This is a genomic window from Finegoldia magna ATCC 29328 (assembly GCF_000010185.1).
GTDB lineage: Bacteria > Bacillota > Clostridia > Tissierellales > Peptoniphilaceae > Finegoldia > Finegoldia magna_H.
The window spans coordinates 1,624,914-1,646,053 of the sequence record NC_010376.1 but is presented as its reverse complement, the minus strand read 5'-3'; the positions used below and the strand labels follow the sequence as shown (position 1 = coordinate 1,646,053).

The 21,140-nt window shown below is 33.7% G+C and carries 25 protein-coding genes and 1 riboswitch; of the genes, 19 read left to right on the top strand and 6 right to left on the bottom strand.

Translation table 11 applies throughout. The features are described 5' to 3' along the window. Positions 1-9: 9 nt before the first annotated feature. Positions 10-522 (bottom strand): hypothetical protein, encoded by a 513-nt coding sequence (locus FMG_RS07850; RefSeq protein ID WP_012291137.1) that lies wholly within the window; start codon positions 520-522, stop codon positions 10-12. A gap of 171 nt (positions 523-693) precedes the next feature. Here FMG_RS07850 and pflB point away from each other — a divergent pair, with 171 nt between their 5' ends. From pflB to FMG_RS07830, 4 genes are all read left to right on the top strand, one after another. Further along, positions 694-2,970 (top strand): formate C-acetyltransferase, encoded by a 2,277-nt coding sequence (pflB, locus tag FMG_RS07845; RefSeq protein WP_012291136.1) that lies wholly within the window; start codon positions 694-696, stop codon positions 2,968-2,970. Between the two features lie 54 nt (positions 2,971-3,024). Then, positions 3,025-4,530: a pyruvate formate-lyase-activating protein gene (gene pflA, locus FMG_RS07840; RefSeq protein ID WP_012291135.1), complete on the top strand. Its 1,506-nt coding sequence runs from the start codon at positions 3,025-3,027 to the stop codon at positions 4,528-4,530. Between the two features lie 73 nt (positions 4,531-4,603). Then, entirely contained in the window at positions 4,604-5,020 is a 417-nt protein-coding gene (locus FMG_RS07835; RefSeq protein WP_012291134.1) for a hypothetical protein, read from the top strand. Then, positions 5,017-5,091, top strand: a riboswitch (Fluoride riboswitch). It overlaps the preceding gene by 4 nt. Before the next feature lie 41 nt (positions 5,092-5,132). Beyond that, positions 5,133-6,302 (top strand): cation:proton antiporter, encoded by a 1,170-nt coding sequence (locus FMG_RS07830; protein WP_012291133.1) that lies wholly within the window; start codon positions 5,133-5,135, stop codon positions 6,300-6,302. Positions 6,303-6,344: 42 nt separating this feature from the next. Here the strand turns inward: FMG_RS07830 and FMG_RS07825 are convergent, their stop codons facing one another. Continuing rightward, positions 6,345-6,731, bottom strand: a complete 387-nt coding sequence (locus tag FMG_RS07825; protein WP_012291132.1) for a hypothetical protein — start codon at positions 6,729-6,731, stop codon at positions 6,345-6,347. A gap of 159 nt (positions 6,732-6,890) precedes the next feature. On the opposite strand from FMG_RS07825, the gene FMG_RS07820 reads away from it, so the two are divergent. Genes FMG_RS07820 through FMG_RS07810 form a run of 3 tightly spaced genes read left to right on the top strand, consistent with a single transcriptional unit; the run spans position 6,891 to position 8,612 of the window. After that, positions 6,891-7,760 carry a D-alanyl-D-alanine carboxypeptidase family protein gene (locus FMG_RS07820; RefSeq protein ID WP_012291131.1) on the top strand — a complete coding sequence of 290 codons (870 nt, stop codon included), beginning with the start codon at positions 6,891-6,893 and terminating at the stop codon, positions 7,758-7,760. Between the two features lie 19 nt (positions 7,761-7,779). Further along, on the top strand, positions 7,780-8,082 hold the full coding sequence (locus tag FMG_RS07815; RefSeq protein WP_012291130.1) for an MTH1187 family thiamine-binding protein: 303 nt from the start codon (positions 7,780-7,782) through the stop codon (positions 8,080-8,082). Further along, a complete protein-coding gene (locus tag FMG_RS07810) occupies positions 8,082-8,612 on the top strand; it encodes a hypothetical protein (protein WP_012291129.1) in 531 nt (176 codons plus the stop codon). The genes FMG_RS07815 and FMG_RS07810 overlap by 1 nt, the downstream gene beginning before the upstream one ends. Before the next feature lie 60 nt (positions 8,613-8,672). On the opposite strand, the gene FMG_RS07805 is transcribed toward FMG_RS07810, so the two are convergent. Together FMG_RS07805 and FMG_RS07800 are read right to left on the bottom strand one after the other, a co-directional pair. Beyond that, entirely contained in the window at positions 8,673-9,770 is a 1,098-nt protein-coding gene (locus FMG_RS07805; protein ID WP_012291128.1) for a cell wall-binding repeat-containing protein, read from the bottom strand. 112 nt (positions 9,771-9,882) lie between these two features. Continuing rightward, entirely contained in the window at positions 9,883-10,443 is a 561-nt protein-coding gene (locus FMG_RS07800) for a CD3072 family TudS-related putative desulfidase (protein ID WP_012291127.1), read from the bottom strand. Positions 10,444-10,530: 87 nt separating this feature from the next. On the opposite strand from FMG_RS07800, the gene FMG_RS07795 reads away from it, so the two are divergent. Beyond that, complete coding sequence (locus FMG_RS07795) at positions 10,531-11,232, top strand: ABC transporter ATP-binding protein (RefSeq protein WP_012291126.1); 702 nt, start codon at positions 10,531-10,533, stop codon at positions 11,230-11,232. Continuing rightward, entirely contained in the window at positions 11,225-12,835 is a 1,611-nt protein-coding gene (locus FMG_RS07790; RefSeq protein WP_012291125.1) for a hypothetical protein, read from the top strand. The genes FMG_RS07795 and FMG_RS07790 overlap by 8 nt, the downstream gene beginning before the upstream one ends. A 34-nt stretch (positions 12,836-12,869) precedes the next feature. Here the strand turns inward: FMG_RS07790 and FMG_RS07785 are convergent, their stop codons facing one another. Together FMG_RS07785 and FMG_RS07780 are read right to left on the bottom strand one after the other, a co-directional pair. Beyond that, the gene (locus FMG_RS07785; RefSeq protein ID WP_012291124.1) at positions 12,870-13,547 is read right to left on the bottom strand and encodes a hypothetical protein; all 678 of its coding nucleotides are present in this window, start codon (positions 13,545-13,547) and stop codon (positions 12,870-12,872) included. Positions 13,548-13,570: 23 nt separating this feature from the next. Continuing rightward, a complete protein-coding gene (locus FMG_RS07780) occupies positions 13,571-13,771 on the bottom strand; it encodes a hypothetical protein (RefSeq protein WP_002838001.1) in 201 nt (66 codons plus the stop codon). 107 nt (positions 13,772-13,878) lie between these two features. Between FMG_RS07780 and yqeC the strand changes: the two genes are divergently transcribed. The 10 genes from yqeC to FMG_RS07730 all read left to right on the top strand — a co-directional run bounded on the left by yqeC (position 13,879) and on the right by FMG_RS07730 (position 21,133). Then, a complete protein-coding gene (yqeC, locus tag FMG_RS07775; protein ID WP_041250630.1) occupies positions 13,879-14,577 on the top strand; it encodes a selenium cofactor biosynthesis protein YqeC in 699 nt (232 codons plus the stop codon). 9 nt (positions 14,578-14,586) lie between these two features. After that, positions 14,587-14,880: a cupin domain-containing protein gene (locus FMG_RS07770; RefSeq protein WP_002838986.1), complete on the top strand. Its 294-nt coding sequence runs from the start codon at positions 14,587-14,589 to the stop codon at positions 14,878-14,880. A gap of 188 nt (positions 14,881-15,068) precedes the next feature. Further along, positions 15,069-15,500, top strand: coding sequence for a 50S ribosomal protein L13 (gene rplM, locus FMG_RS07765; protein WP_002838046.1), 432 nt, complete (start codon positions 15,069-15,071; stop codon positions 15,498-15,500). 11 nt (positions 15,501-15,511) lie between these two features. Next, positions 15,512-15,904, top strand: a complete 393-nt coding sequence (gene rpsI / locus FMG_RS07760; protein WP_002838975.1) for a 30S ribosomal protein S9 — start codon at positions 15,512-15,514, stop codon at positions 15,902-15,904. A gap of 126 nt (positions 15,905-16,030) precedes the next feature. After that, on the top strand, positions 16,031-16,216 hold the full coding sequence (locus tag FMG_RS07755) for a type II toxin-antitoxin system HicA family toxin (protein ID WP_012291122.1): 186 nt from the start codon (positions 16,031-16,033) through the stop codon (positions 16,214-16,216). Positions 16,217-16,248: 32 nt separating this feature from the next. Beyond that, entirely contained in the window at positions 16,249-16,686 is a 438-nt protein-coding gene (locus tag FMG_RS07750; RefSeq protein ID WP_012291121.1) for a type II toxin-antitoxin system HicB family antitoxin, read from the top strand. A gap of 118 nt (positions 16,687-16,804) precedes the next feature. After that, positions 16,805-17,284: a 23S rRNA (pseudouridine(1915)-N(3))-methyltransferase RlmH gene (gene rlmH / locus FMG_RS07745; RefSeq protein WP_041250629.1), complete on the top strand. Its 480-nt coding sequence runs from the start codon at positions 16,805-16,807 to the stop codon at positions 17,282-17,284. Between the two features lie 7 nt (positions 17,285-17,291). After that, positions 17,292-18,527: a CapA family protein gene (locus FMG_RS07740; protein ID WP_012291119.1), complete on the top strand. Its 1,236-nt coding sequence runs from the start codon at positions 17,292-17,294 to the stop codon at positions 18,525-18,527. 2 nt (positions 18,528-18,529) lie between these two features. Further along, the gene (gene trpS, locus FMG_RS07735) at positions 18,530-19,612 is read left to right on the top strand and encodes a tryptophan--tRNA ligase (protein ID WP_012291118.1); all 1,083 of its coding nucleotides are present in this window, start codon (positions 18,530-18,532) and stop codon (positions 19,610-19,612) included. A 195-nt stretch (positions 19,613-19,807) separates the two neighbouring features. Beyond that, positions 19,808-21,133 (top strand): glycine/sarcosine/betaine reductase component B subunit, encoded by a 1,326-nt coding sequence (locus tag FMG_RS07730; protein ID WP_012291117.1) that lies wholly within the window; start codon positions 19,808-19,810, stop codon positions 21,131-21,133. The last annotated feature ends 7 nt before the right edge of the window (positions 21,134-21,140 follow it).

Sequence of the window (21,140 nt, the reverse complement as noted above, 5' to 3'; positions counted from 1 at the left end):
ACGCCAGAATTAATTTTCTGGCGTTTTTTGGGCTTCGTTGTATTCTTTTTCGTGCTTGTCGATATCATTCAAAAGCATTTTGAAAATCTGATCGAAAGATTGGTTGTATTTTTGTAAAGTTGATTTTTGCAAAACTTCGCGCGCCTTTTGGAATTGGTGATCTTCCACATAAGCAATCGCCAAGTTGAAATAATACAAGCTTTTTGCATAATCTGTTTTTGGCTTGTCCTTAATCTTTTTGAAATTTTGAAATAATTTGTCCAAATTTCCATTTTGTTCGTAATCCAGCATGTATTTTCTGATTTCTCCGGCGATTTTTCTGTCCATTATCATATTGTGAAGCACTTGAATCAAGATGAAACTTAGAATAAGTGCGATTGTTGTGATTAATGTAAATGAAATTATAATGAAAATTCTATTAATTCCTGTGAGATTTTGTGTCCAGGCAACTGCGATTGTTTCTATCACAAATGTTAGAATTGCTAGAATTATTAGTTTTGCGTTAGATATTTTTATTTTCATAAAACCCTCCATTATTAAAATATATCCTATTTTTTACTTATTTACAAGCAATATTGAAAGATTGTAAGATTTCTATGATAAAAATTATCAAAGAGTGATTATAATCACAGTATTTAAAACTTTTTTAACATATACTTAATGTAGCGTTAAGAATAAGAAAAGGAGATATGTATGAGCAATTTATTCGATAATGAACAATTTAAAAAAGCTTGGGAAGGTTTCAATGATGGAGACTGGGCAGATGAAATCAATGTCAGAGATTTTATTCAACAAAACTACACTCCATACGAAGGGGATGATTCTTTCCTAGTAGGTCCAACACAAAAAACTAAAACTTTATGGAACGAAGTAAACGATATGATCGTCGAAGAAGTAAAATCTAAGAAAATCAAGGTTGATCTTGAAAGATTCAGTGGAATTAATAATTTCGATGCAGGATATATCGACAAGGACAACGAAGTTATTTTTGGATTACAAACAGACGAACCTATGAAAAGGATTATGAATCCATATGGTGGTTTTAGAATGGTTGAAAATTCTTTGAAAGCTTATGGTTTGGAAATGGATCCAGTTATCAAAGAAAAATTCAATGAATACAGAAAAACACACAACCAAGGAACATTTGATGCTTACACAAAAGAAATGAGAACTTTCAGATCAGTTGGTTTGTTGACAGGACTTCCTGATGCTTACGGAAGAGGAAGAATTATCGGCGATTACAGAAGAATTGCTTTGTATGGTATAGATTATTTGAAAGCTATGAGAATTAGAGACAAGGAAAATTTGACAGGGGATGCTACTGAAGAAATCATTCGTAGACGTGAAGAATTTTCTGAACAAATCAGAGCTTTTGACGAAATAAAAGACATGGCGATGAGTTATGGATTTGATATATCAAGACCAGCAATGAATGCGACTGAAGCTGTTCAATGGTTGTATTTCGGATATTTGGCAGCAGTAAAAGAAAACAACGGAGCTGCTATGTCAATCGGAAGAAACACAGCGTTCTTGGATATTTATATCAAAAGAGATATGGAAAAAGGGATCTTAGATGAAGAACGTGCACAAGAATTGGTGGATCAATTAGTCATCAAACTTAGAATGGTTAGACATTTACGTACTCCTGAATACGATGAATTATTCGCTGGAGATCCTACTTGGGTTACAGAATCAATCGGTGGAATGGGCGTTGATGGAAGAACTTTGGTTACGAAAACTTCATTTAGATTTTTGCACACTTTAATCAACATCGATACATCACCAGAACCAAACATGACAGTTTTGTGGTCAGATAATTTACCACGCGCTTTCAAGGATTTCTGTTCAATGATGAGTATCAAAACAGCTTCCATTCAATACGAAAACGACGATGTTATGCGTGATGTTTACGGAGACGACTACGCAATCGCATGTTGTGTATCTGCAATGCAAGTTGGAAAACAAATGCAATATTTTGGAGCGAGAGCAAACCTTGCAAAAGCACTTTTGTATTCAATCAACGGTGGTGTAGACGAAGTTTACAGAGACAAGAAAACAGGCGAGATCGTAACTGTAATAGATGGAATTGAAAAAGACGATTCAGAAATTTTGGATTACGATAAAGTCGTTGCGAACTACAAAAAAGTAATCGATAAACTTGCGAAAGTTTACGTGAATGCTATGAACACAATTCACTACATGCACGACAAATACGCTTATGAAAAAGGACAAATGGCTCTTCATGACCCAGAAGTACACAGATTCATAGCTTTTGGTATCGCAGGAATTGCCATTGCAGCAGATTCGTTGTCAGCAATAAAATATGCAAAAGTAAAACCAATCAGAGATGAAAACGGATTGGCTGTGGATTTTGAAGTTGAAGGAGATTTCCCAAGATACGGAAATGACGATGACAGGGCAGATGATTTGGCAATAGCTATAAGTAAGTATTTCATAGAATCTTTGAGAAAAACAAAAGCTTACAGAAACGCAGAGCACACTTTGAGTTTGTTGACAATAACTTCAAATGTAACTTACGGTAAGAAAACTGGTAGCACACCAGATGGACGTAAAAAAGGCGAACCATTTGCACCAGGAGCAAACCCAATGAATGGCGCAGACAAATCAGGAGCACTTGCTTCATTGAACTCTGTAGCAAAAATGCCTTACAAGAACGTAAATCAAGACGGAATTTCAAATACTTTCTCAATCATTCCAAATGCACTTGGCAAAAACGAAGAAGAAAGAATAACAAACTTGACAAACATCATGAATGGATATTTCAACCAAGACGCATTCCATTTGAATGTTAACGTAATGGATCGTGAATTGTTGGAAGATGCGATGGAAAATCCAGAAAAATATCCTAACCTAACTATAAGAGTTTCAGGATACGCTGTAAGATTTAACCAATTAGACCGCGAACATCAACTAGATGTAATCAACAGAACATTCCATGAGTTTGTATAAATAAATTTTATTAAGGGCATATTTGTATGCCCTTTTTGACGATGGGAGAAAATTATGGACAATGAAATAAAAGGTTATGTGCATTCTATCGAAACTATGGGACTTGTCGATGGACCGGGAAACAGAACTATATTTTTCTTGCAAGGTTGTCCATTGAAATGCGTTTACTGCCACAATCCAGATTCTCAAAACATACATGGTGGAAAAGAATACACGGTAGATGAAATTATAAAAATAGCGAGAAGATACAAGCCGTATCACGGACAAGAAGGCGGAGTCACGATTTCTGGAGGAGAACCTCTGTTGCAGGGAGAATTCTTAAAAGAATTGGTGAAAAGACTCAAACAAGAAGGATTCAACACTTGCTTGGATACATCTGGTGTTGGCGATAAAAAATACTACTCTGAAATTCTTCCATATATAGATACAATACTACTTGATTTCAAAGCTTTCGACTCCAAATTGTACAAGCAAATTACATTTATGGAAGACAAGAATTTCCTAGAATTTGTAAATGATTTAGAATCTAATGGATTTTGCGGAAATATTTGGGCGAGACATGTCATGGTTCCAGGATTTACCGATAACTACGAAGAAATGGATAAGTTTGTAGAATCTTTAGATAAAATAAAAAATATGGTTGAAAGAATTGAAATTTTACCATATCATTTAGGTGGAGTATACAAATACAAAAATTTGGGTAGAAAATACTTCCTTGAAAATGTCGAAGCGATGGATAAAAAAGTTGCAGAAAAATTTGAAAAATACGTTAATGCACAATTTGCCAAGACCGTAAGCGACAGCAGACGTGATGAAGCTTTGAATTTTCAAGCTAGGAAAATAACAGAGGAGCAATTTGATATGGAAGATAATAAAAAATACTTGTTGGAAGCTATAAAAGATGTGGAGCTTTTTAAAGGAATTGACAATGTCGATTACGATGAAGCAATTGAAAAAATGAAATTTCTTAAATTAAAAGCAGAAGACTACCTCTTTAAGCCTGGAGATTCTGCCGAAAACATGTATGTAATCCACAAAGGAACGATAAAAGTTTTTCACAATACAATTGATGGAAGAGAACAAATTCTGTATTTGTATCACGAAAATGATTTTGTGGGTGGTCATAATATTTTGGAAGATGTAAAATACATCTACATGGGTCAAGCATTGACAGACTGTGAAGTTATAATGATTCCTAGAGATATTTTCAATAAATATTTGATAAATTCACCACTTGCTCTTACTAAAATTTTGAAGAAAAGTTTCGAAAGAATTAGACTTGCAGAAGATTTGGTGCAAAGATTATCCACTAGCAATGCTACTATGAAAACTGCGGCGCTTTTATTACGATTAAAAGATACAATGGGAGTGGAAACTAAGGACGGAATAAGGCTAGACCTTGCGATGAACAGAGAAGAACTTGGAAATTATTCTGGACTTACAAGAGAAACTATTACTAGAAAATTAGGAGAATTCAAAAAGCTTGGATACATCGATTTGATTGGAACCAAGGTCATTGTGATTAAAAATGTCAAAATACTAGAAGAATTGGTGTTGTAGTTTATTGTAAAAAATTTTTCGTTGTGGTATATTATTATCAGAAAATTTTGAAATATATGGAGGATTTATTATTATGGATTTACCCAGTGAGCCGAGCTCATTAATTATTTTTTCGGTAATTGCAATTGTTGCAGTGGGATACTTTATGTATATGAATGGAATTGGATATTTTAGGAGCATGTCTGCCTTGTGGTTTTATCAAACACAAGGAATTTTGGAAGACAATATCCACGCAAGTTTGAAAAAAACTAGCGGAAAAGCTACAAAAGTATTCAAAGTCAAGAAAAGTGGATTTTACGATTTTAATTTGGACAATGAATTGGAAAGCGGCAATGTTACAGTAAGCCTCATAGATTCATTGGGAAACAAAGTGTTCGAATTGAACAAGATGAATGGATTTTCTTCTGATTATTTGAACGAATCCGAGAAATACCGCTTGGTTTTCAACTACAACAAAGCATGTGGTAAGTTTGAACTTTCATGGAAATAGATTTGGGGAATGAAGTGCTCCCTTGTTATTAACTAAAACGCAAAAATTTTGCTGATGACTTCTGTTTTTTACAGATATCATCAGCTTTTTTATTATATAAAGGAGAAATTTTATGTTAAAAAGTATAGCTTTTATAATTATTTTATCGTTGATTTTGGGAAAATTTTTCAAAAAAATAAAATTGCCACCGATATTGGCATTTTTAATAGTTGGAATAACTCTCGGACCGTTCGCGATGAATCTTATTGACAAGAAAATTCTTGACATTTCATCTGAACTGAGAACTATTGCGCTGGTAATAATCTTGACTCGTGCAGGATTGTCGCTGGACATCGACGATTTGAAAAAAATCGGACGACCAGCGGTGTTAATGTGTTTCGTACCGGCAGTTTTTGAAATGTGCGCTGTGGGAATCTTCGCGCCGATATTTTTGAAGGTTGATGTGTTGGATGCATTTATAATCGGATCGATAATCGCTGCGGTGTCTCCAGCGGTTGTCGTTCCACGAATGATACGACTTATCGAAGAAGGCTACGGAGATGAACACAAAATCCCACAACTTATCTTGGCTGGAAGTAGCTGCGACGATGTTTTCTGCATTGTTGTGTTCACATCGCTGACATCTCTCGCACAAACAGGAGACATCAATGTGTTCAAATTCATCGCCATTCCTTTTTCTATTTTGATAGGAAGTGTCGTAGGAGCTGGAATAGGATTTGTGTTGGTGAAATTTTTCAAGAGATTTCACATGCGTGACACAGTAAAAGTTTTGATTATATTGAGCATTTCGTTCTTGCTTTTAGAATTGGAAAAAATAACACCAATTCCATTTTCGGGACTCATCGCAATAATGGCATTGTCCATGGTTATGAAGAAGATTTACGAAGATTTGGCGGAAAGATTATCAGAAAAATACAACAAATTGTGGGTTGGCGCAGAAATATTCTTGTTCGTATTAGTAGGAGCGACTGTAAATGTAAAATACGCGATAAATTCTGGAATCATGGTGGTTGTTTTGGTGATTTGTGCCTTGATAATCAGAATGGTGGGCGTGTATGCATCTGTTTTGAAGACAAAATTAACACCAAAAGAAAGATTATTCTGCATGGTAGCCTACACTCCAAAAGCAACTGTGCAAGCAGCAATCGGTGCAATTCCTCTATCGATGGGATTGAAAGTGGGGGATATGGCATTGACTGTAGCGGTTATTTCTATTTTGATCACTGCACCATTTGGAGCGATAATGGTGGATAATTTGTATAAGAAATTGTTAACAAGATAAAAATTAAAAAACTAGAATAATTGGCGTTTGTAGCCAATTATTCTAGTTTTTGTTTACCAATTCGATTTGTTTTACTTTCAAAAATTCATTATTGTTTTGTAGTTGTTTTTCATCTATATTTATTTTAATCCTGTCAGATTGTTTTAAATCATCAAATTTTAAAATATTTGGTTGGTTTGAGGAATTAAATTTTACTATTTTGCCATCTTTTTCTAAATCTTTGCAGTCAATTTTTGACTCTTGTTGAATAATTTTCCTGCCACTATCAGCGCCTATAATTGTAAGCGTTTTGTCGGATCTATTAACGTCTATTATCTCACATTCTACTCCCAACTGTACTATATTTTCTTCTTTTTTAGCTGTATGAAATAAATAAAAGAAATATATTAATAGGAAAATTATCAATACGAATATTATTATTTTTTTCATTAAAACACCTCCGATATATAATTAATTAACCAAATTATTTATTTGATTAAATCATATCAAAATAAAAAATAATGTCAACATAAAAATGTTAAGATTTGTCAAATGAGATTTATTTGAAAAAATTAGTGGTATAATTGAAATGAACAAACGGGGTGAATTATGAAAAAGAAACTTGAGATAGTAGGCATTACTCTGTTGGTTGTAGTTGGATTGTGTTTCATTTTCAAAATTGCAAACGAGAATAAATTTGACAAGCTAAGCTTTAATGCAGATTGTATTTACGTTTACTCAATCGATGATGAGAAGGAAATTTTCTCCAAAAATCCAGACAAGAAAGTGTATCCTGCTTCTTTGACCAAGATGATGACGGTGTATACAGCTTTAGGAAAAATTGAAGATTTTGATAAAAAAGCTCCGATAGATAAGAAAAGCTACCAAAAACTTGTAAAACAAAACGCTTCAATGGCAGGCTTTTATGGTAATGAGCCCACTACTTTTGAGGATTTGTTGTATGGAACAATGCTTGCCTCTGCTGGAGAATGTGCAGACAGCTTGGCTATTAATGTAAGTGGCTCAAAGGAAAAATTTGTGGATTTGATGAACGAAAACGCAAAGAATATGGGATTGAATAATACGAATTTCAAAAATTCTGAGGGAATGGATGAGGATGATCATTATTCGAGTGCAAAAGACATGGCGTTTTTGTTGAAAAATTCATTGAAAAATCAAAAATTCTACAAGATTTTCACGACAGATAAGTACACTTCTACGAAAACTTTTGATCATCCAAAAGGAATTGAAATCGAAAGTACAGTTCTTTCTAGATTGAAAGATTACGAGCAAGATGGTTTCAAAATTATTGGTGGCAAAAGTGGTACTACGGAAAAAGCAGGGCTTTGTTGGGCAACTTTGTCCGAAAAAAATGGCAAAAAATACATCATTATTGTAATGGGTGTTGATTTTGACGATATTAAAACTCCTGGAGACGGACAAATCCAAGATACAATTAAGATTTTGAAGAATTTATAAGATTTATAAGGAGATTGTAATGGCTATTTTAGAATTAACATTAGTTCCAATTGGAACACAAACTACGAGTTTATCACAATACGTTGCGAAAGCTTACGATAATGTGAGAAACAAAGAAAATATAAAAGTTGAATTAAATCCAATGGGAACTGTGATGCAAGGAGACATCGACGAATTGTTGAAGGCTGTTCGTGATATGCAAGAAGCAGTGTTTAACGAAGGCGTTGACAGAGTATATTCTGTGATAAAAATTGATGACAGAAGAGATAAGAATGCTTCATTTGAGCAAAAGTTGGATTCTGTAAATAAAAGGTTAAAATAATGAACAAAAAATCCGTAAAATTATATAATTTAATATTTCCAGTCTGGGTTGTGTGGCTTTTTCCAATAACTTGGGTTGCAATTGTACCAGCAAATATTTTGGTGGATTTCTTGGTAACTTTGTTAGCTTTGAAATTAATTAAAATAGAAAAACCAATGGAGGTTATCAAAAAATCGCTCGCAAAGACTGTAGCACTAGGATTTGTAGCGGATATAATCGCTACGGCCGTTTTGATGATTTTAACATTCGGGATTAATGGAACAAGAAATAATATTGCAAAATGGTTCTACGATAATATTTCAATTCCGATATTGAACGATTATTACGAAACACCTTGGGGCATTTTGGTTATGGTTCTAGCAGTGGTGTTCGCAGGATATTTGGTGTATATATTCAACCGCAAATTTTCATTCAGATACACTGATTTGTCAGAATCTCAAATCAAAAAAGTATCCTTGACATTGGCAATACTTACAGCTCCGTATCTGTTCTTAATACCGACAAATATGTTTTATAATTTGTTCAGCTGATAATTTAATTTCAATAAAAAACTGTGTGAATTTGACTTCACACAGTTTTGTTTTTATAGATTATTTTTGTGATCCCTTTTCTACAGGAGTTGTTGCAGTTGGTTTGTCAGTAGAATTATTTTTAACTTTTTCTACGATAATTGTACCACCGTCAATGATTTTTTCTCCGTTTTCACCTACAGTATAATAAGAGTTTTCCAAATCTTTGAATACTTTTGATCCGATAGCGTTAACTCCACCAAATACTTTGATGTTTGATAATTCTTTGTTGTCTCTTAAATATGAAATGATAGAAGCTTCAACTGAATTTCTTGATGCAAGTAAGATTGGAGCGTCCAATTTTTGACTTACTGGTGCAGCTACCAATGCGTCTGCGAAGTTTTCACCACTAGCTACTAATGCAGTTTTAAGCTTGTCTCCGTAAACTTCCTTTGCTACTTTCAAAGAACCTTCATATCTGTTAGATCCAGCGATTCTATCTACTACAGCTATTTCTGATAATTCTTTTTCTAATTTAGGAGTGATAGTTTTTTCTCCACCGATGATTGTAATTCTAGTTACATTCATTGATTTTAAAACTTTCAAAGTTTCAGCTGGAATGTTGTTCTTTTGAACTAACATAACTGGAGCGTTAACCTTGTTTGCATAGCTTACTCCGTATAATGCGTCAACATAGATTTCGCCACTTGCGATTACAACTTCTGAAGTTTGTTTTACGTTGTCTTTGATTGTTTGAGCGTTTGTCTTGTATCTGTCAGCTCCGTTAATTCTAACAACCTTTGCGTTTGTAGCTGATTTTACAGAATTTACAACTGCACTTGATACAGATTTTTCTCCACCTAAAACATATACATTTTCAACGCCCATTGATTTTAATTGGTTCAATGTATCAGCACTGATGCTGTTTGATTCAGAGAATAATACTGGCATAGTACCTTTACTCAAAACAGTTGCACTCAAAGCGTCAGGGAATGCTAATTGGTTAACCAAAATAGCTGATTTTGCTGATGCAAATTGGTCCTTACTAACGTTAACTGCAGTTTCAACACGGCTACTTCCTGAGTATCTTTGAACGTTTAATTTTGATGCCATAGATACTGTAGGGAAAACCATAGCTGTAGCAAGAGCTGCTACTAATAATTTCTTTTTTAAATTCATAACAAATCTCCTTTTTTTATTCTATATTTCAATTATATCACACTTTTATTTTTTGATAACACGTCTTGATAAATTGTAGAAATTTAAATTTGCAATTAAAAAAACGCATATATTATGCGTTATTTTTTATAGTTTTTTCAATTTTTTCTATAATTTCATCTACATTACTGTCATTGTAGCCGTAATATTTCGAGGAAATATTTTTGTTTTCGAATAATTTTTCCAATTCTTCCATGAAGATTCCCTTGTCATCTGTCATTTCTACGGAATTTACACAATGAGCAATGTCTTTAATAGCGGAGATTTCTCCTTTTAATTCATTCGACTTACAAGTAAGCCCGATTCCGCAACTTGGAGAGCCGTCTATTCCAATAACTCCCAAAAAATTCACACCATCTTTGATGTAATCGTCTATTTCCTCAACAATCGGGCTTAACAATTCGCGAGAAGTTTTTCTGTAGAAATTATTGTCAAATTGTTCATACACATTTTCCTGACGACTGGGCCCGTACATTCTGTTTTCTGGACAAGGAAGTTGGAAAATTCCCACGTTCATTTTCATTAAATTTTTTATCAAAGTCAAATTATCTTTTCTGCCAGCATCGTTTTTTACAACTGCAAGTTCGTTCAATAAACAATGTGACACCAAAATTATATTTTTATATTCTTGCATACGCACCTCTGTAAAATAATTATAGCATATTTTAACAATACACCAAATGTATGGTATAATTAATACAATAGTAAACAGGAGGATAAAATGAAATTAGTAATCAAAAATTTGACTAAAAAATACGACGACAAATTGGTACTCGACGAAGTAAATTACGAATTCAAAGAAGGAGTCATCACTTCTGTTTTGGGTAGAAATGGAGCCGGAAAAACAACTCTGTTCAACGTTTTATACGATGAGATAGATTTTGATTCGGGAGAGTTTTATTTGGAAAATGAAGGCGTAACTGAAAAACTAAAAAAAGAAGATATAGGAATGCTTTTTTCTGAAAATTTCTTGCCGGAATTTCTCACAGGATATGAATACATCAAATTCTATCGTGACATCAATTCTCCAAATGATATAAAAACGGTTGAAGATTACATGGAAATGATGGAATTTTCCAAGAAAGATCAAAACAGACTCATCAAAGATTATTCGCACGGAATGAAAAGCAAAATTTCTTTGATTACGTTGTTCATTTCCAGACCGAAAGTTTTGCTATTGGACGAACCATTGACAAGCTTGGATGTTGTAATCAGCACGCAAATTAAAAAATTACTTATGGAATTGAAATCGCAAGGAAGAATTATTGTACTATCTACACACATGTTAGATTTGGCAAAACAATTGAGCGAAGAAATCGTGCTACTACACCACAAAAAATTACAAAAATTGGATTTGGACAAGAACGATGAGAAATTCGATGCAGAACTTTACGACATTTTAAAGGATGAGTCCGATGAGTAATTATCTTAGCACTTATTTGAAACTTGTCATGAAGATGAAGCTCAATCAGACAATGTATCAACTTCGCGAACTCTCAATTTTCAAGAAGATTATTCCTGCGGATATTTACGGAAATGACGTGTTGAGCTTTGGCTATTCTGCAATTTTCTACATTTCATACGTAATCAAAACATTGTTTTTAAAAATCTTGTACTGTGCGGTAATCTACGGAGTTGCAGTATTTGGAGCTGCGAGGATTTTCAAAGGAACGATCCAAGAAAATATATTATTGTCCTTGTTTTACATCTCGGCTGTAATTGGAAGCATGATTTCAGAATTTACGTACGTAAGTTTCGATAACGAGGATTCGATTTGTGTCAAAGCCTTGAAACTTGACGCTAAGAAATACACGATTTTGCAGGATTATTTGTCAGACATTAGCTTTGCAATCTCTGGAATAATATTTGCGATATTTTTCGCTATATTCGACATCAACCCAATGAATGCACTCAACATCACTGTGTTCTGCCTTGGATTTAGAAAATTAATCAAATACATCAACATCTTGGTGTATTCTATAAAGAGCAAAAAACATTTAACCGAAAACTACTTCTGCATGTGGGCGATTTTGCTATTGGGAATGGGACTTTTGGTATTGTACAGCACGAAATCCAAAATATTTGTAGAAATATTCTACTCAACTTATGCACTAATTTTCGGGATTGTTGCATACATTGTGGGTGCTGTTTTGATTTCAAAAACCGACAAAATCAGACACATCGCTAGAATTGAAATCACCAATAAATCCATAATCGACCATGACAACACATTCAAAGACATCAACACAATCGCATACCAAATCAACGACGAAAAAATCACACAAGAAAACGTGAGAATTTACGCTAATTACAACGGGATTGAATACATCAACAAATTATTCCGCTACAGATTCAAACACAAATACAACAAAATGATACTAATTCGTTCGGGGATAATCTTGGCTGTTGGTGTAATTGGATTTATCGTATTAAGAGGACTCACAATCAATCCGAAACCAAGTGATTTGAAAATATTAGTGTCAGTATTTCCGATAATCTTGTTGTATTTCGGAATACAAATAGCAATTCCAGAATCATTCAACAGATTTATGTTCTTAAATATGGACAGATATTTGATGAGACAAATGATCTACACCGAAAAACAAACCATAAAAGACACACTAAATTTTAGAATAAAACAAAATTTAAAAGACAACGCACCTACATTTGGATTGGTGCTATTATTGATAATAAGTTGGATATTCGCCGCAAAATTAAACACAACAGATTTGATAATAAAAGCTGCAGTCGCAGTCATCATAATCTACTTGTATCAATCAGTAAAACAACTCTACATGTACATGCTACTTCAACCATTCACAGTAGGACTCAAAAGCAAAAATATAGTCTACTCAATATTAAACGCTTTTGAATCATTATTGTTCTGGGCGATAATATTCTTGCAAATAAAATTGAATTTCAACATAGGATTAGTAGCATTGGCAATCTGTGTGGTGTATAGTGTTGTGGGATATTTCTTGGTGTTGGCAAAAGGGGATAGGACATTTAATTTAAGAAAAAGTTAGGAATGAAAAAGGCTATGAGTTCACGCTCACAGCCTTATTTTTCGTGTTGTTTGATTATATTTTCTAATCTATTGTATTCTTTTTTAAATCTCGGGTTTGTGGATTTGCTTTTCATATCGTTTAAGTTTTTTCTTGCTGACACAAAATCATCGTCAAATATGTTTTTCATTATATATAATTGTTTGATGTTTTCGCCGTAATTTGGACTATTTTCATATTGTTTTAAAAGTTTTTCGTGTGTTGTAAATAGCTCATTAAATTTATTTCGCTCGTTCAATTTGAAGTGGGCGATCATTGTATTGAGCCAATATATCAATTGAAGGTCTTGATTTTTTAACTGGTCTGTTTCAATTGTTTCATAAGTTGACAATGTTTTATTTGGTTCATTAAGTTCCAAATATCCCGCTCCCAAATTCATTTTCATTACTGTTTGTATGTGTTTGTTTTTGATTTTGGGAATTTTAGGTTCTAATTCATTGACGAAATCTTTGTATTTCATTTCTTCGAACAGTTTCATTGAATGTTTCAATTCGTTTGTTTTGTAGAAGAAATAAATTGTGTTCACTATTAAAATGACTGCCAAGACAATACCACCGATTATCCAATAATATTTAAGCATGACTTTGTCGTCGATTTTGAATATGAGTTTTATGATTAGCATAGCTATTCCTATTGCAAATGCTATGCCAAATAATTTTAGATATTTTTTCATGGCTACCTCTGTTTTATGTTAATTTATTTGAAAATATCAAATATACTTCTTGTTGTTTTATTATAAATCTTGTTATAAAGTGCTTTCTTGGGGTTTTTAAACCATCCAACTCCTTTTTTGCCGTAAGTTGGGTCAATTGCAGACTTTAGTTGTCTTTTATACTTTGAAGTTGTTCTTGCTTTGAATGATTTCTTCAAGCTAGGTGTTCTAAATCCTATTTTCATAAATGCCTTCCTTTATATTATTATATATTTATTATAAATCATCTATGTGAATTTTCAATTGGGTTTTGTATTTGAAAATTTTGTGAGATAATAAAAATGGTGATATTATGTTGGAGTTTATGAGTTTGAATGATAAAAACATGATAGCTGTTCAAGGTGCTGGCGGGAAAACTTCGAGCGTTTTTTTGCTTGCAAATGAGTTCAAATCGATGAATGAAGCATCTCTTGTTAGTACGACTACTAAAATGGGGATTGTGAGTAAGGACAGATTTGATTATTTGTACACATTCAATGAGAAAACGAAAATTGTAGATGGCAAAATATATTTCGCATCCAAATCACGTACAGGCACAAAAGAAATCGGATTTGAACCTGAATTTTTCGACAAAATTTTTCTTGATGGTTTGTTTTCCAATATAATTTTGGAAACGGATGGAGCAAAGACAAGACCTATTAAAGCGCCAAGAGAAGATGAACCTGTAAATCCTGTAAATATCACTCATTGTGTTGGTGTGATGGGGCTTGATAGCGTGAACAAACCTTTTGATGAGAGATTTTGCCACAGAGTTGATTTTATGGAGAAAATTATTGGAAATCCCAAGATTTTGACAACAAAAAGCTACGCTGAAATCATCAATTCCAATTGTGGTCTGTTCAAAAATTCATATCATGCGAAAAAGTTTTTGATTTTGAACAAGGCAGACACACAACAAGATATTGAAAATGCGATGGATATTATTGATAAAATTGATGTGGACGTGAAGATTTTTGTGATGAGTTTTGGGAAGATTATAAAAATATACTAGGAGAATTTTATGAATTTACTTGAAGATTTGAATTTTGATGAGAATCATATTATTAAGGATACAATTGTTAGAAATGAAAAGTTTGACATTCACAGGATCCAATCGAAAAACGAAACATCAGGGCCGTACAATCAGGATTTTGACGAATTTGTTGTCGTGATTAAGGGGGAAGCGATGTTGAATGTCGAAGGAAAAGATGTAAGACTCAAAGAAATGGACACGTATTTTATTCCGAAAAATGTAGTTCACGAAGTAAAAAGCACAAGTGATGAATGTGTGTGGCTGTGTTTTGCGATAAAATAGTTGACAATTGATTAAAGAGAGTATATAATAATTTGGTATGTAAAAGGAGTCATTTCCTTTTATGCAATACAGAAAGTCGCCGATGGCCGGGTGTGCGACGTGTCTAAATTCCCGGTGAGAAAACAATCGCTTTTTGGCAGCGATGTCCAAGTAGCCAAATATTGTAAATAAAGGAAAGGATGAATTGAATGAAAACTTATATACCTAAGAAAGATGACATCCAAAGAAAATGGTATGTAGTAGACGCAACAGATGTTGTTTTAGGTAGATTATCTACTGAAGTTGCTTCTATTTTAAGAGGAAAAAACAAACCAATGTTTACTCCTAATGCGGATGTTGGAGATTACGTAATCGTAATTAATGCAGAAAAAGTTAAATTAACAGGTAAAAAATTAGAACAAAAAGAATTAAGACATTACACAGGATACGCTGGTGGTCTTAAATCAATTACCTACAAAGACTTAATGCAAAAAGACCCAGAAAGAGCTGTAACTCATGCTATCGTTGGCATGCTTCCTCACAACTCTTTAGGACGTCAAATGGCTAAAAAATTAAGAGTTTACAGAGGCGCTGATCACGATCACATCGCTCAAAACCCTGAAGTTTTGGAAATTAAGTAGGAGGTAATTAAATGGCTAATAATAGATATCAAGGAACTGGTAGAAGAAAAACTTCTGTTGCTAGAGTTACTTTAGTACCAGGAAGTGGAAAATTCACAATTAACAAAAAAGATATAAGTGAATACTTTAACTTCGATACATTAAGAGTTATAGCTAAAGAAGCTTTGGAATTAACAAATAACGCTGAAAGCTATGATGTTACTGTTAATGTAAAAGGTGGCGGATACACTGGTCAAGCAGGTGCTATTAGACATGGTGTTGCTCGTGCTTTATTAGAAGTTGACCCAGACTACAGAGCTGAATTAAAAAGAGCAGGTTTCTTAACTAGAGACCCTCGTAAAAAGGAAAGAAAGAAATACGGCTTGAAAAAAGCGCGTAAATCTCCACAATTCAGTAAGAGATAGTTTTATCGAAATCAATCCCACAGATTTTTGTCTGTGGGTTTTTTATTTGAGCAAAAAATTATTAGAAATATATTGACGTATCACGTATTAGTACGTATAATAAAAGTGTCAGGAGGTAAAGTGCACATGCCGATGACACAAAAAGAAATGGTCAAGCTTCTGAAACAACATGGATTCGTTGAGGTAAAAAGTGAGGGCAAAGGCTCACATATCAAAATGAAAAAACCAGGAGTAAGATCAATTCCTGTTCCTAAAGGTGAATTGAAAAAAGGGACGAAAAGACAAATATTGAAGCAAACAGGGCTATTATAGCCTGCTACTTCAATATCTAATGGAGGTGTTTTATGTTAGTAAGTTATCCAGCATTGTTTTACAAAGAACCAGAAGGAGGATATTTCATCAATTTTCCTGATTTTGAGTATTCAGGAACGCAGGGCGAAGATATTTCGGATGCTTTATTCATGGCTAGTGATTGGTTGGGAATTACTGTGTCGGGATATATAGAAGAAGGAATAGACTTGCCGAAAGTAAGTAATATTAATGATTTGTCGCTAGATGGAAACAATCCTTTCAAAGATGATCCTGAAATTAATCTGGAATACGTTGAGAATGAATCATTTATTTCGATGATTTGTGTAGATGTAGAGAAATATTTTGAAAACACTAAATTAGTAAAGAAGACTTTGTCCATACCAAAATGGGCGAATGATTTGGGAAACAGATTGAATTTGAATTTTTCAAAAGTTTTAACTGTTGCTATTGAAAATCTAGCTATAAAATAAATATTTTCAAAGGACTATTCTTTTTGATAGTCCTTTATTTTTATTTGTGCTAAAATTATTATTTCAAACTCCCAATCAATATATGATATACTTATTAAGTAAAAAGGTTGTGATTATTTTGAATATCGATATAATTTCGGTGGGTAAGGTTAAGGAAAAATACATAAAACTAGGTATTGCAGAATTTTCGAAGAGATTATCTGCGCACTGCAAGCTCAACATAATTGAGGTTGATGATTTGAGTGCCGCAGAGAACTTGTCTGACAGTGAAAAGGAGATTGTAAAGGACAAGGAAGCGGAGAAAATCATCTCCAAAATCAAGGATAGTCATTATGTGATTACTTTGGAAATTGTGGGAAATCAACTTACTAGCGAAAAATTAGCCGCAAAGATTGAAAACTTAACTATTCAAGGCCATTCCAATATTTGTTTCGTAATCGGCGGATCGTTGGGACTGGGAAAAAGTGTGCTTGATAGGAGCGATTATGCGCTTTCTTTTTCCAAATTTACATTTCCACATCAACTAATGAGACTGATTTTGTTGGAACAAATTTATCGTAGTTTCAGAATAATTAATAATTTACCATATCATAAGTGAGGATAAAATGAAGGGAAAAAAGACGACTGTTGCATTGGCTTTTCTTATCGTTATTTTATTGGGAGTGATTGGGTTTAAATACTCACAAATGTCTGGACAATCTCCAATTCAAGCATCACACAAAAATTCCCAAGTAAAAAATGCTGCACAATCAAAATCTCAATCAAAAGAAAAAGCTGATGACAAATCAGAAAAACCAAAAGAGAATAAAAATCTGGAAAAGAAAGAGATAACCATAACATGTTGGGGTGATTATATGAATCACATCACGCAAATTCGCCAAGCAAAGGCTACAAATTATGATTTTACGGATTCTTTTGCGGCTATTAAAGATATTGTGGGTAAGAGTGATTTGTCCGTAGTCAATTTTGAGACGACGATTGCGAAGGATACTTCAGATATGAGCGGTTATCCAGAATTTGCAACGCACGAAAACGTAATAAAAGCGTTAAAAGATACGGGTTTTGATGTTGTTAGCACTGCAAACAATCACGCATATGACAGAAGATTGAAGGGGATTGACCGCACGATAGAAATAATTGAAAAGTACGGTTTGAAAAGGACTGGTACGTTCAAGGAAAATGAATCGACCAATCCACTTATCGTAGATGTCAAAGGAATAAAGGTTGGATTTTTCTCTTATTCACAAATGCTCAATGGCTACGAAAAATTGATGCTAAATTCTGGAAGAGACACTGCTGTAAATTTGATTGATATGGACAAAATCAAAAAAGATGTTGATTATTTGAAGAAAAATCACGCCGATGTGATAATGTGCTACATGCATTGGGGAGAGGAATATTCTGATTATCCCAACTCTTATCAGAAAAACACATTCAAGAAACTTGCAGACATGGGAGTGGACTTGGTGATAGGATCTCATCCACACACAATACAAAAATCTGATGTGATTGAAAACAACGGCAAGAAATCTTACTGTGTATATTCTCTGGGAAATCTAGTTTCAGATCAAAGAGAAGCTTACGGACAATATTACGGAGTAGAAATCGGAGTGTACTCGGACATTAAAATCGAGAAAATTGGGGACAAGACAACTGTAAAAAGTTTCGAAAACAAGCCATATTATGTGGACAAATACACTGATAGTGTGACTACGAGATATGTTGTAGTTCCAGTTAAACAAGTCCTCAATTCAGAAATAAATTATCCGAGAAAAGATAAAATTATATCCAAATTAAACAGAGCAAATCAACATTACGAGAAAATATTTAACAAGGAGTAAAAATGGGAAATATAATACTTACAGGTGACAGACCAACAGGAAAACTACATTTGGGTCATTACGTAGGCTCATTAAAAAACAGAGTTATCATGCAAAACAAAGGGGATTTCGACAAGATGTATGTCATGATTGCAGATGCACAAGCATTGACAGACAACTTCAACAATCCAGACAAAGTTCGTGAGAATATAATTGAAGTTGCGCTTGATTACTTAAGTTGCGGAATCGATCCAAACAAGGTTACGGTTTTTGTGCAATCACACGTTGAACAACTAACAGAATTGATGTTTTATTATATGAACTTGGTTACACTTTCAAGACTCGAAAGAAATCCTACGGTTAAAGCAGAAATCAAACAAAAGGAATTTGGAGCGAGCCTTCCTGTAGGTTTCTTGACTTATCCAATCAGCCAAGCAGCAGACATCACGCTTTTCAACGCAAACATAGTTCCAGTTGGAGAAGATCAGCTACCAATGTTGGAACAAACACGTGAAATTGTCCGAACATTCAACAACTATTATTCAGAAGTTTTGGTTGAACCAAAAGCTGTAATTCCTGACAACAAAATCTGCTCCAGACTTCCAGGGCTTGACGGCAAGGCGAAAATGAGTAAATCATTGGGTAACTGTATTTATTTGTCAGATTCTGAAAAAGATGTCAAATCAAAAGTAATGAGCATGTTCACAGATCCTAATCACATTCAAATATCAGATCCTGGAAAAGTTGAAGGAAATACAGTGTTCACTTATTTGGATGCATTCTGTGTAGATGATGATTTCTCAGAATTTCTTCCAGACTATAAAAATTTGGACGAATTAAAAGATCACTACAGACGTGGTGGACTTGGCGATGTCAAAATCAAAAAATTCTTGAACAATATTTTGCAAAAAGAATTATCACCAATCAGAGAAAAAAGAAAACACTACGAACAAAACATTCCAGAAATTTTCGATATGTTGTTAAAAGGTTCAGAAGATGCCAGAGAAGTTGGAGCAGAAACTTTGAAGAAAGTAAAAGCTGCAATGGGAATCAACTACTTCGAAGATGTGGAATTGATTAACAAACAACAACAAAAATACAAATAAATGTAGAATCAATCACTACGGTGGTTGATTTTTTATTGCAATAAAGTATATTGAAATATAAGCAAAAATATAAACACGATTATAAACGTTAAAAATATATTGCAATTAATCGTGATTAGTGTTACAATGAATTCAACAAGATAAAGAATCTTGAAAATCAGTGCACAGATTAAAAAATGAAAAGGTGGTTAGATTATGAAATTTGAAATTGGTAATTTCAATGTCAAGGATGTAGTTTTCGGTGATAAGACAAAATTCGAGAACAACATTTTGACGATTAACAAACAAGAGGCAATCGAATTCATAAAAAGAGATGAGCATATTACAGAATGTGATATTGAGATTGCAAAACCAGGCGATGAAGTTCGTATAGTTCCTATTAAAGAAGCTGTTGAACCTAGAATTAGACCAGATAAGAGAGCAGTATTTCCATCTATCACTGGAGAATTAGTTCCAACTGGTGAAGGTAGAGTTCATGCTTTGAAGGGAGTAAGCGTTTTAGGCGTTGGAATGCATTGGGGAAGTTTTGGCGATGGACTTTTAGATATGTCAGGTGAAGGTGCCAACTATTCATACTTTTCACAATTAATAAACGTTTGCTTAGTTATTGACACAGACGAAGAATTTGAAAGACACGAACAACAAAAGAAAAATCATGCAATAAGATGGGCTTGCCACTTATTTGCTGAATACCTAGGAGAAACTGTTATAGATCAACAACCAGAAGAAATCGAAAAATATGAATTTACTCCTGTTACAAGAAGAAGTGACGAGGTAAACAAACTTCCTTCAGTTGTTTTGGTTATGCAACCACAATCACAAATGGAAGAATTAGGATATAATGATTTGATTTATGGTTGGGATATGAACAAATACCTTCCAACATTTATGAGTCCAACAGAAGTTTTGGATGGTTGTATTATTGGAGGAAGCTTCATGCCATGCTCTTCAAAATGGGCAACATATGATTTTCAAAACTTCCCAATAATAAAAGAATTGTTCAAAGAACATGGAAAATCTATTAACTTCTTGGGAGTTATAATGTCCAACTTAAACGTTTCTTTGGAACAAAAAGAAAGAGCGGCTATTTTTGTATCAAATATGGCAAAATCATTGGGAGCAGATGGTGCTATTGTTACTGAAGAAGGATATGGTAACCCTGATGCAGACTATGTAAGATGCATTTGCGCATTGGAAGATGTTGGAGTAAAAGTTGTCGGTATCAGCAACGAATGTACAGGACGTGACGGAAAATCACAACCATTGGTAGTTATGAACGAAAAAACAGATGCATTGGTATCTACAGGAAATGTTTCTCAATTGATTAGATTAAAACCAATGAAGAAAGTAATTGGTGAATTAGAAGCATTGGCAAGAGACGGATTGTCTGGTGGATGGGCAGGCGATGAAATATTAGGACCATCTGTAAAAGAAGACGGATCTGTAATTATGGAAAACAATGCTATGTTCTGTGGAGATCAAATAGCAGGTTGGTCAAGAAAAACTATGAAAGAATATTAGGAGTGAA

Excerpts from the sequence above, each read along its gene's own strand:
- FMG_RS07850 (WP_012291137.1), bottom strand. The coding sequence starts at position 522 with ATGAAAATAAAAATATCTAACGCAAAACTAATAATTCTAGCAATTCTA.
- pflB (WP_012291136.1), top strand. The coding sequence starts at position 694 with ATGAGCAATTTATTCGATAATGAACAATTTAAAAAAGCTTGGGAAGGT.
- pflA (WP_012291135.1), top strand. The coding sequence starts at position 3,025 with ATGGACAATGAAATAAAAGGTTATGTGCATTCTATCGAAACTATGGGA.
- FMG_RS07835 (WP_012291134.1), top strand. The coding sequence starts at position 4,604 with ATGGATTTACCCAGTGAGCCGAGCTCATTAATTATTTTTTCGGTAATT.
- FMG_RS07830 (WP_012291133.1), top strand. The coding sequence starts at position 5,133 with ATGTTAAAAAGTATAGCTTTTATAATTATTTTATCGTTGATTTTGGGA.
- FMG_RS07825 (WP_012291132.1), bottom strand. The coding sequence starts at position 6,731 with ATGAAAAAAATAATAATATTCGTATTGATAATTTTCCTATTAATATAT.
- FMG_RS07820 (WP_012291131.1), top strand. The coding sequence starts at position 6,891 with ATGAAAAAGAAACTTGAGATAGTAGGCATTACTCTGTTGGTTGTAGTT.
- FMG_RS07815 (WP_012291130.1), top strand. The coding sequence starts at position 7,780 with ATGGCTATTTTAGAATTAACATTAGTTCCAATTGGAACACAAACTACG.
- FMG_RS07810 (WP_012291129.1), top strand. The coding sequence starts at position 8,082 with ATGAACAAAAAATCCGTAAAATTATATAATTTAATATTTCCAGTCTGG.
- FMG_RS07805 (WP_012291128.1), bottom strand. The coding sequence starts at position 9,770 with ATGAATTTAAAAAAGAAATTATTAGTAGCAGCTCTTGCTACAGCTATG.
- FMG_RS07800 (WP_012291127.1), bottom strand. The coding sequence starts at position 10,443 with ATGCAAGAATATAAAAATATAATTTTGGTGTCACATTGTTTATTGAAC.
- FMG_RS07795 (WP_012291126.1), top strand. The coding sequence starts at position 10,531 with ATGAAATTAGTAATCAAAAATTTGACTAAAAAATACGACGACAAATTG.
- FMG_RS07790 (WP_012291125.1), top strand. The coding sequence starts at position 11,225 with ATGAGTAATTATCTTAGCACTTATTTGAAACTTGTCATGAAGATGAAG.
- FMG_RS07785 (WP_012291124.1), bottom strand. The coding sequence starts at position 13,547 with ATGAAAAAATATCTAAAATTATTTGGCATAGCATTTGCAATAGGAATA.
- FMG_RS07780 (WP_002838001.1), bottom strand. The coding sequence starts at position 13,771 with ATGAAAATAGGATTTAGAACACCTAGCTTGAAGAAATCATTCAAAGCA.
- yqeC (WP_041250630.1), top strand. The coding sequence starts at position 13,879 with ATGTTGGAGTTTATGAGTTTGAATGATAAAAACATGATAGCTGTTCAA.
- FMG_RS07770 (WP_002838986.1), top strand. The coding sequence starts at position 14,587 with ATGAATTTACTTGAAGATTTGAATTTTGATGAGAATCATATTATTAAG.
- rplM (WP_002838046.1), top strand. The coding sequence starts at position 15,069 with ATGAAAACTTATATACCTAAGAAAGATGACATCCAAAGAAAATGGTAT.
- rpsI (WP_002838975.1), top strand. The coding sequence starts at position 15,512 with ATGGCTAATAATAGATATCAAGGAACTGGTAGAAGAAAAACTTCTGTT.
- FMG_RS07755 (WP_012291122.1), top strand. The coding sequence starts at position 16,031 with ATGCCGATGACACAAAAAGAAATGGTCAAGCTTCTGAAACAACATGGA.
- FMG_RS07750 (WP_012291121.1), top strand. The coding sequence starts at position 16,249 with ATGTTAGTAAGTTATCCAGCATTGTTTTACAAAGAACCAGAAGGAGGA.
- FMG_RS07740 (WP_012291119.1), top strand. The coding sequence starts at position 17,292 with ATGAAGGGAAAAAAGACGACTGTTGCATTGGCTTTTCTTATCGTTATT.
- trpS (WP_012291118.1), top strand. The coding sequence starts at position 18,530 with ATGGGAAATATAATACTTACAGGTGACAGACCAACAGGAAAACTACAT.
- FMG_RS07730 (WP_012291117.1), top strand. The coding sequence starts at position 19,808 with ATGAAATTTGAAATTGGTAATTTCAATGTCAAGGATGTAGTTTTCGGT.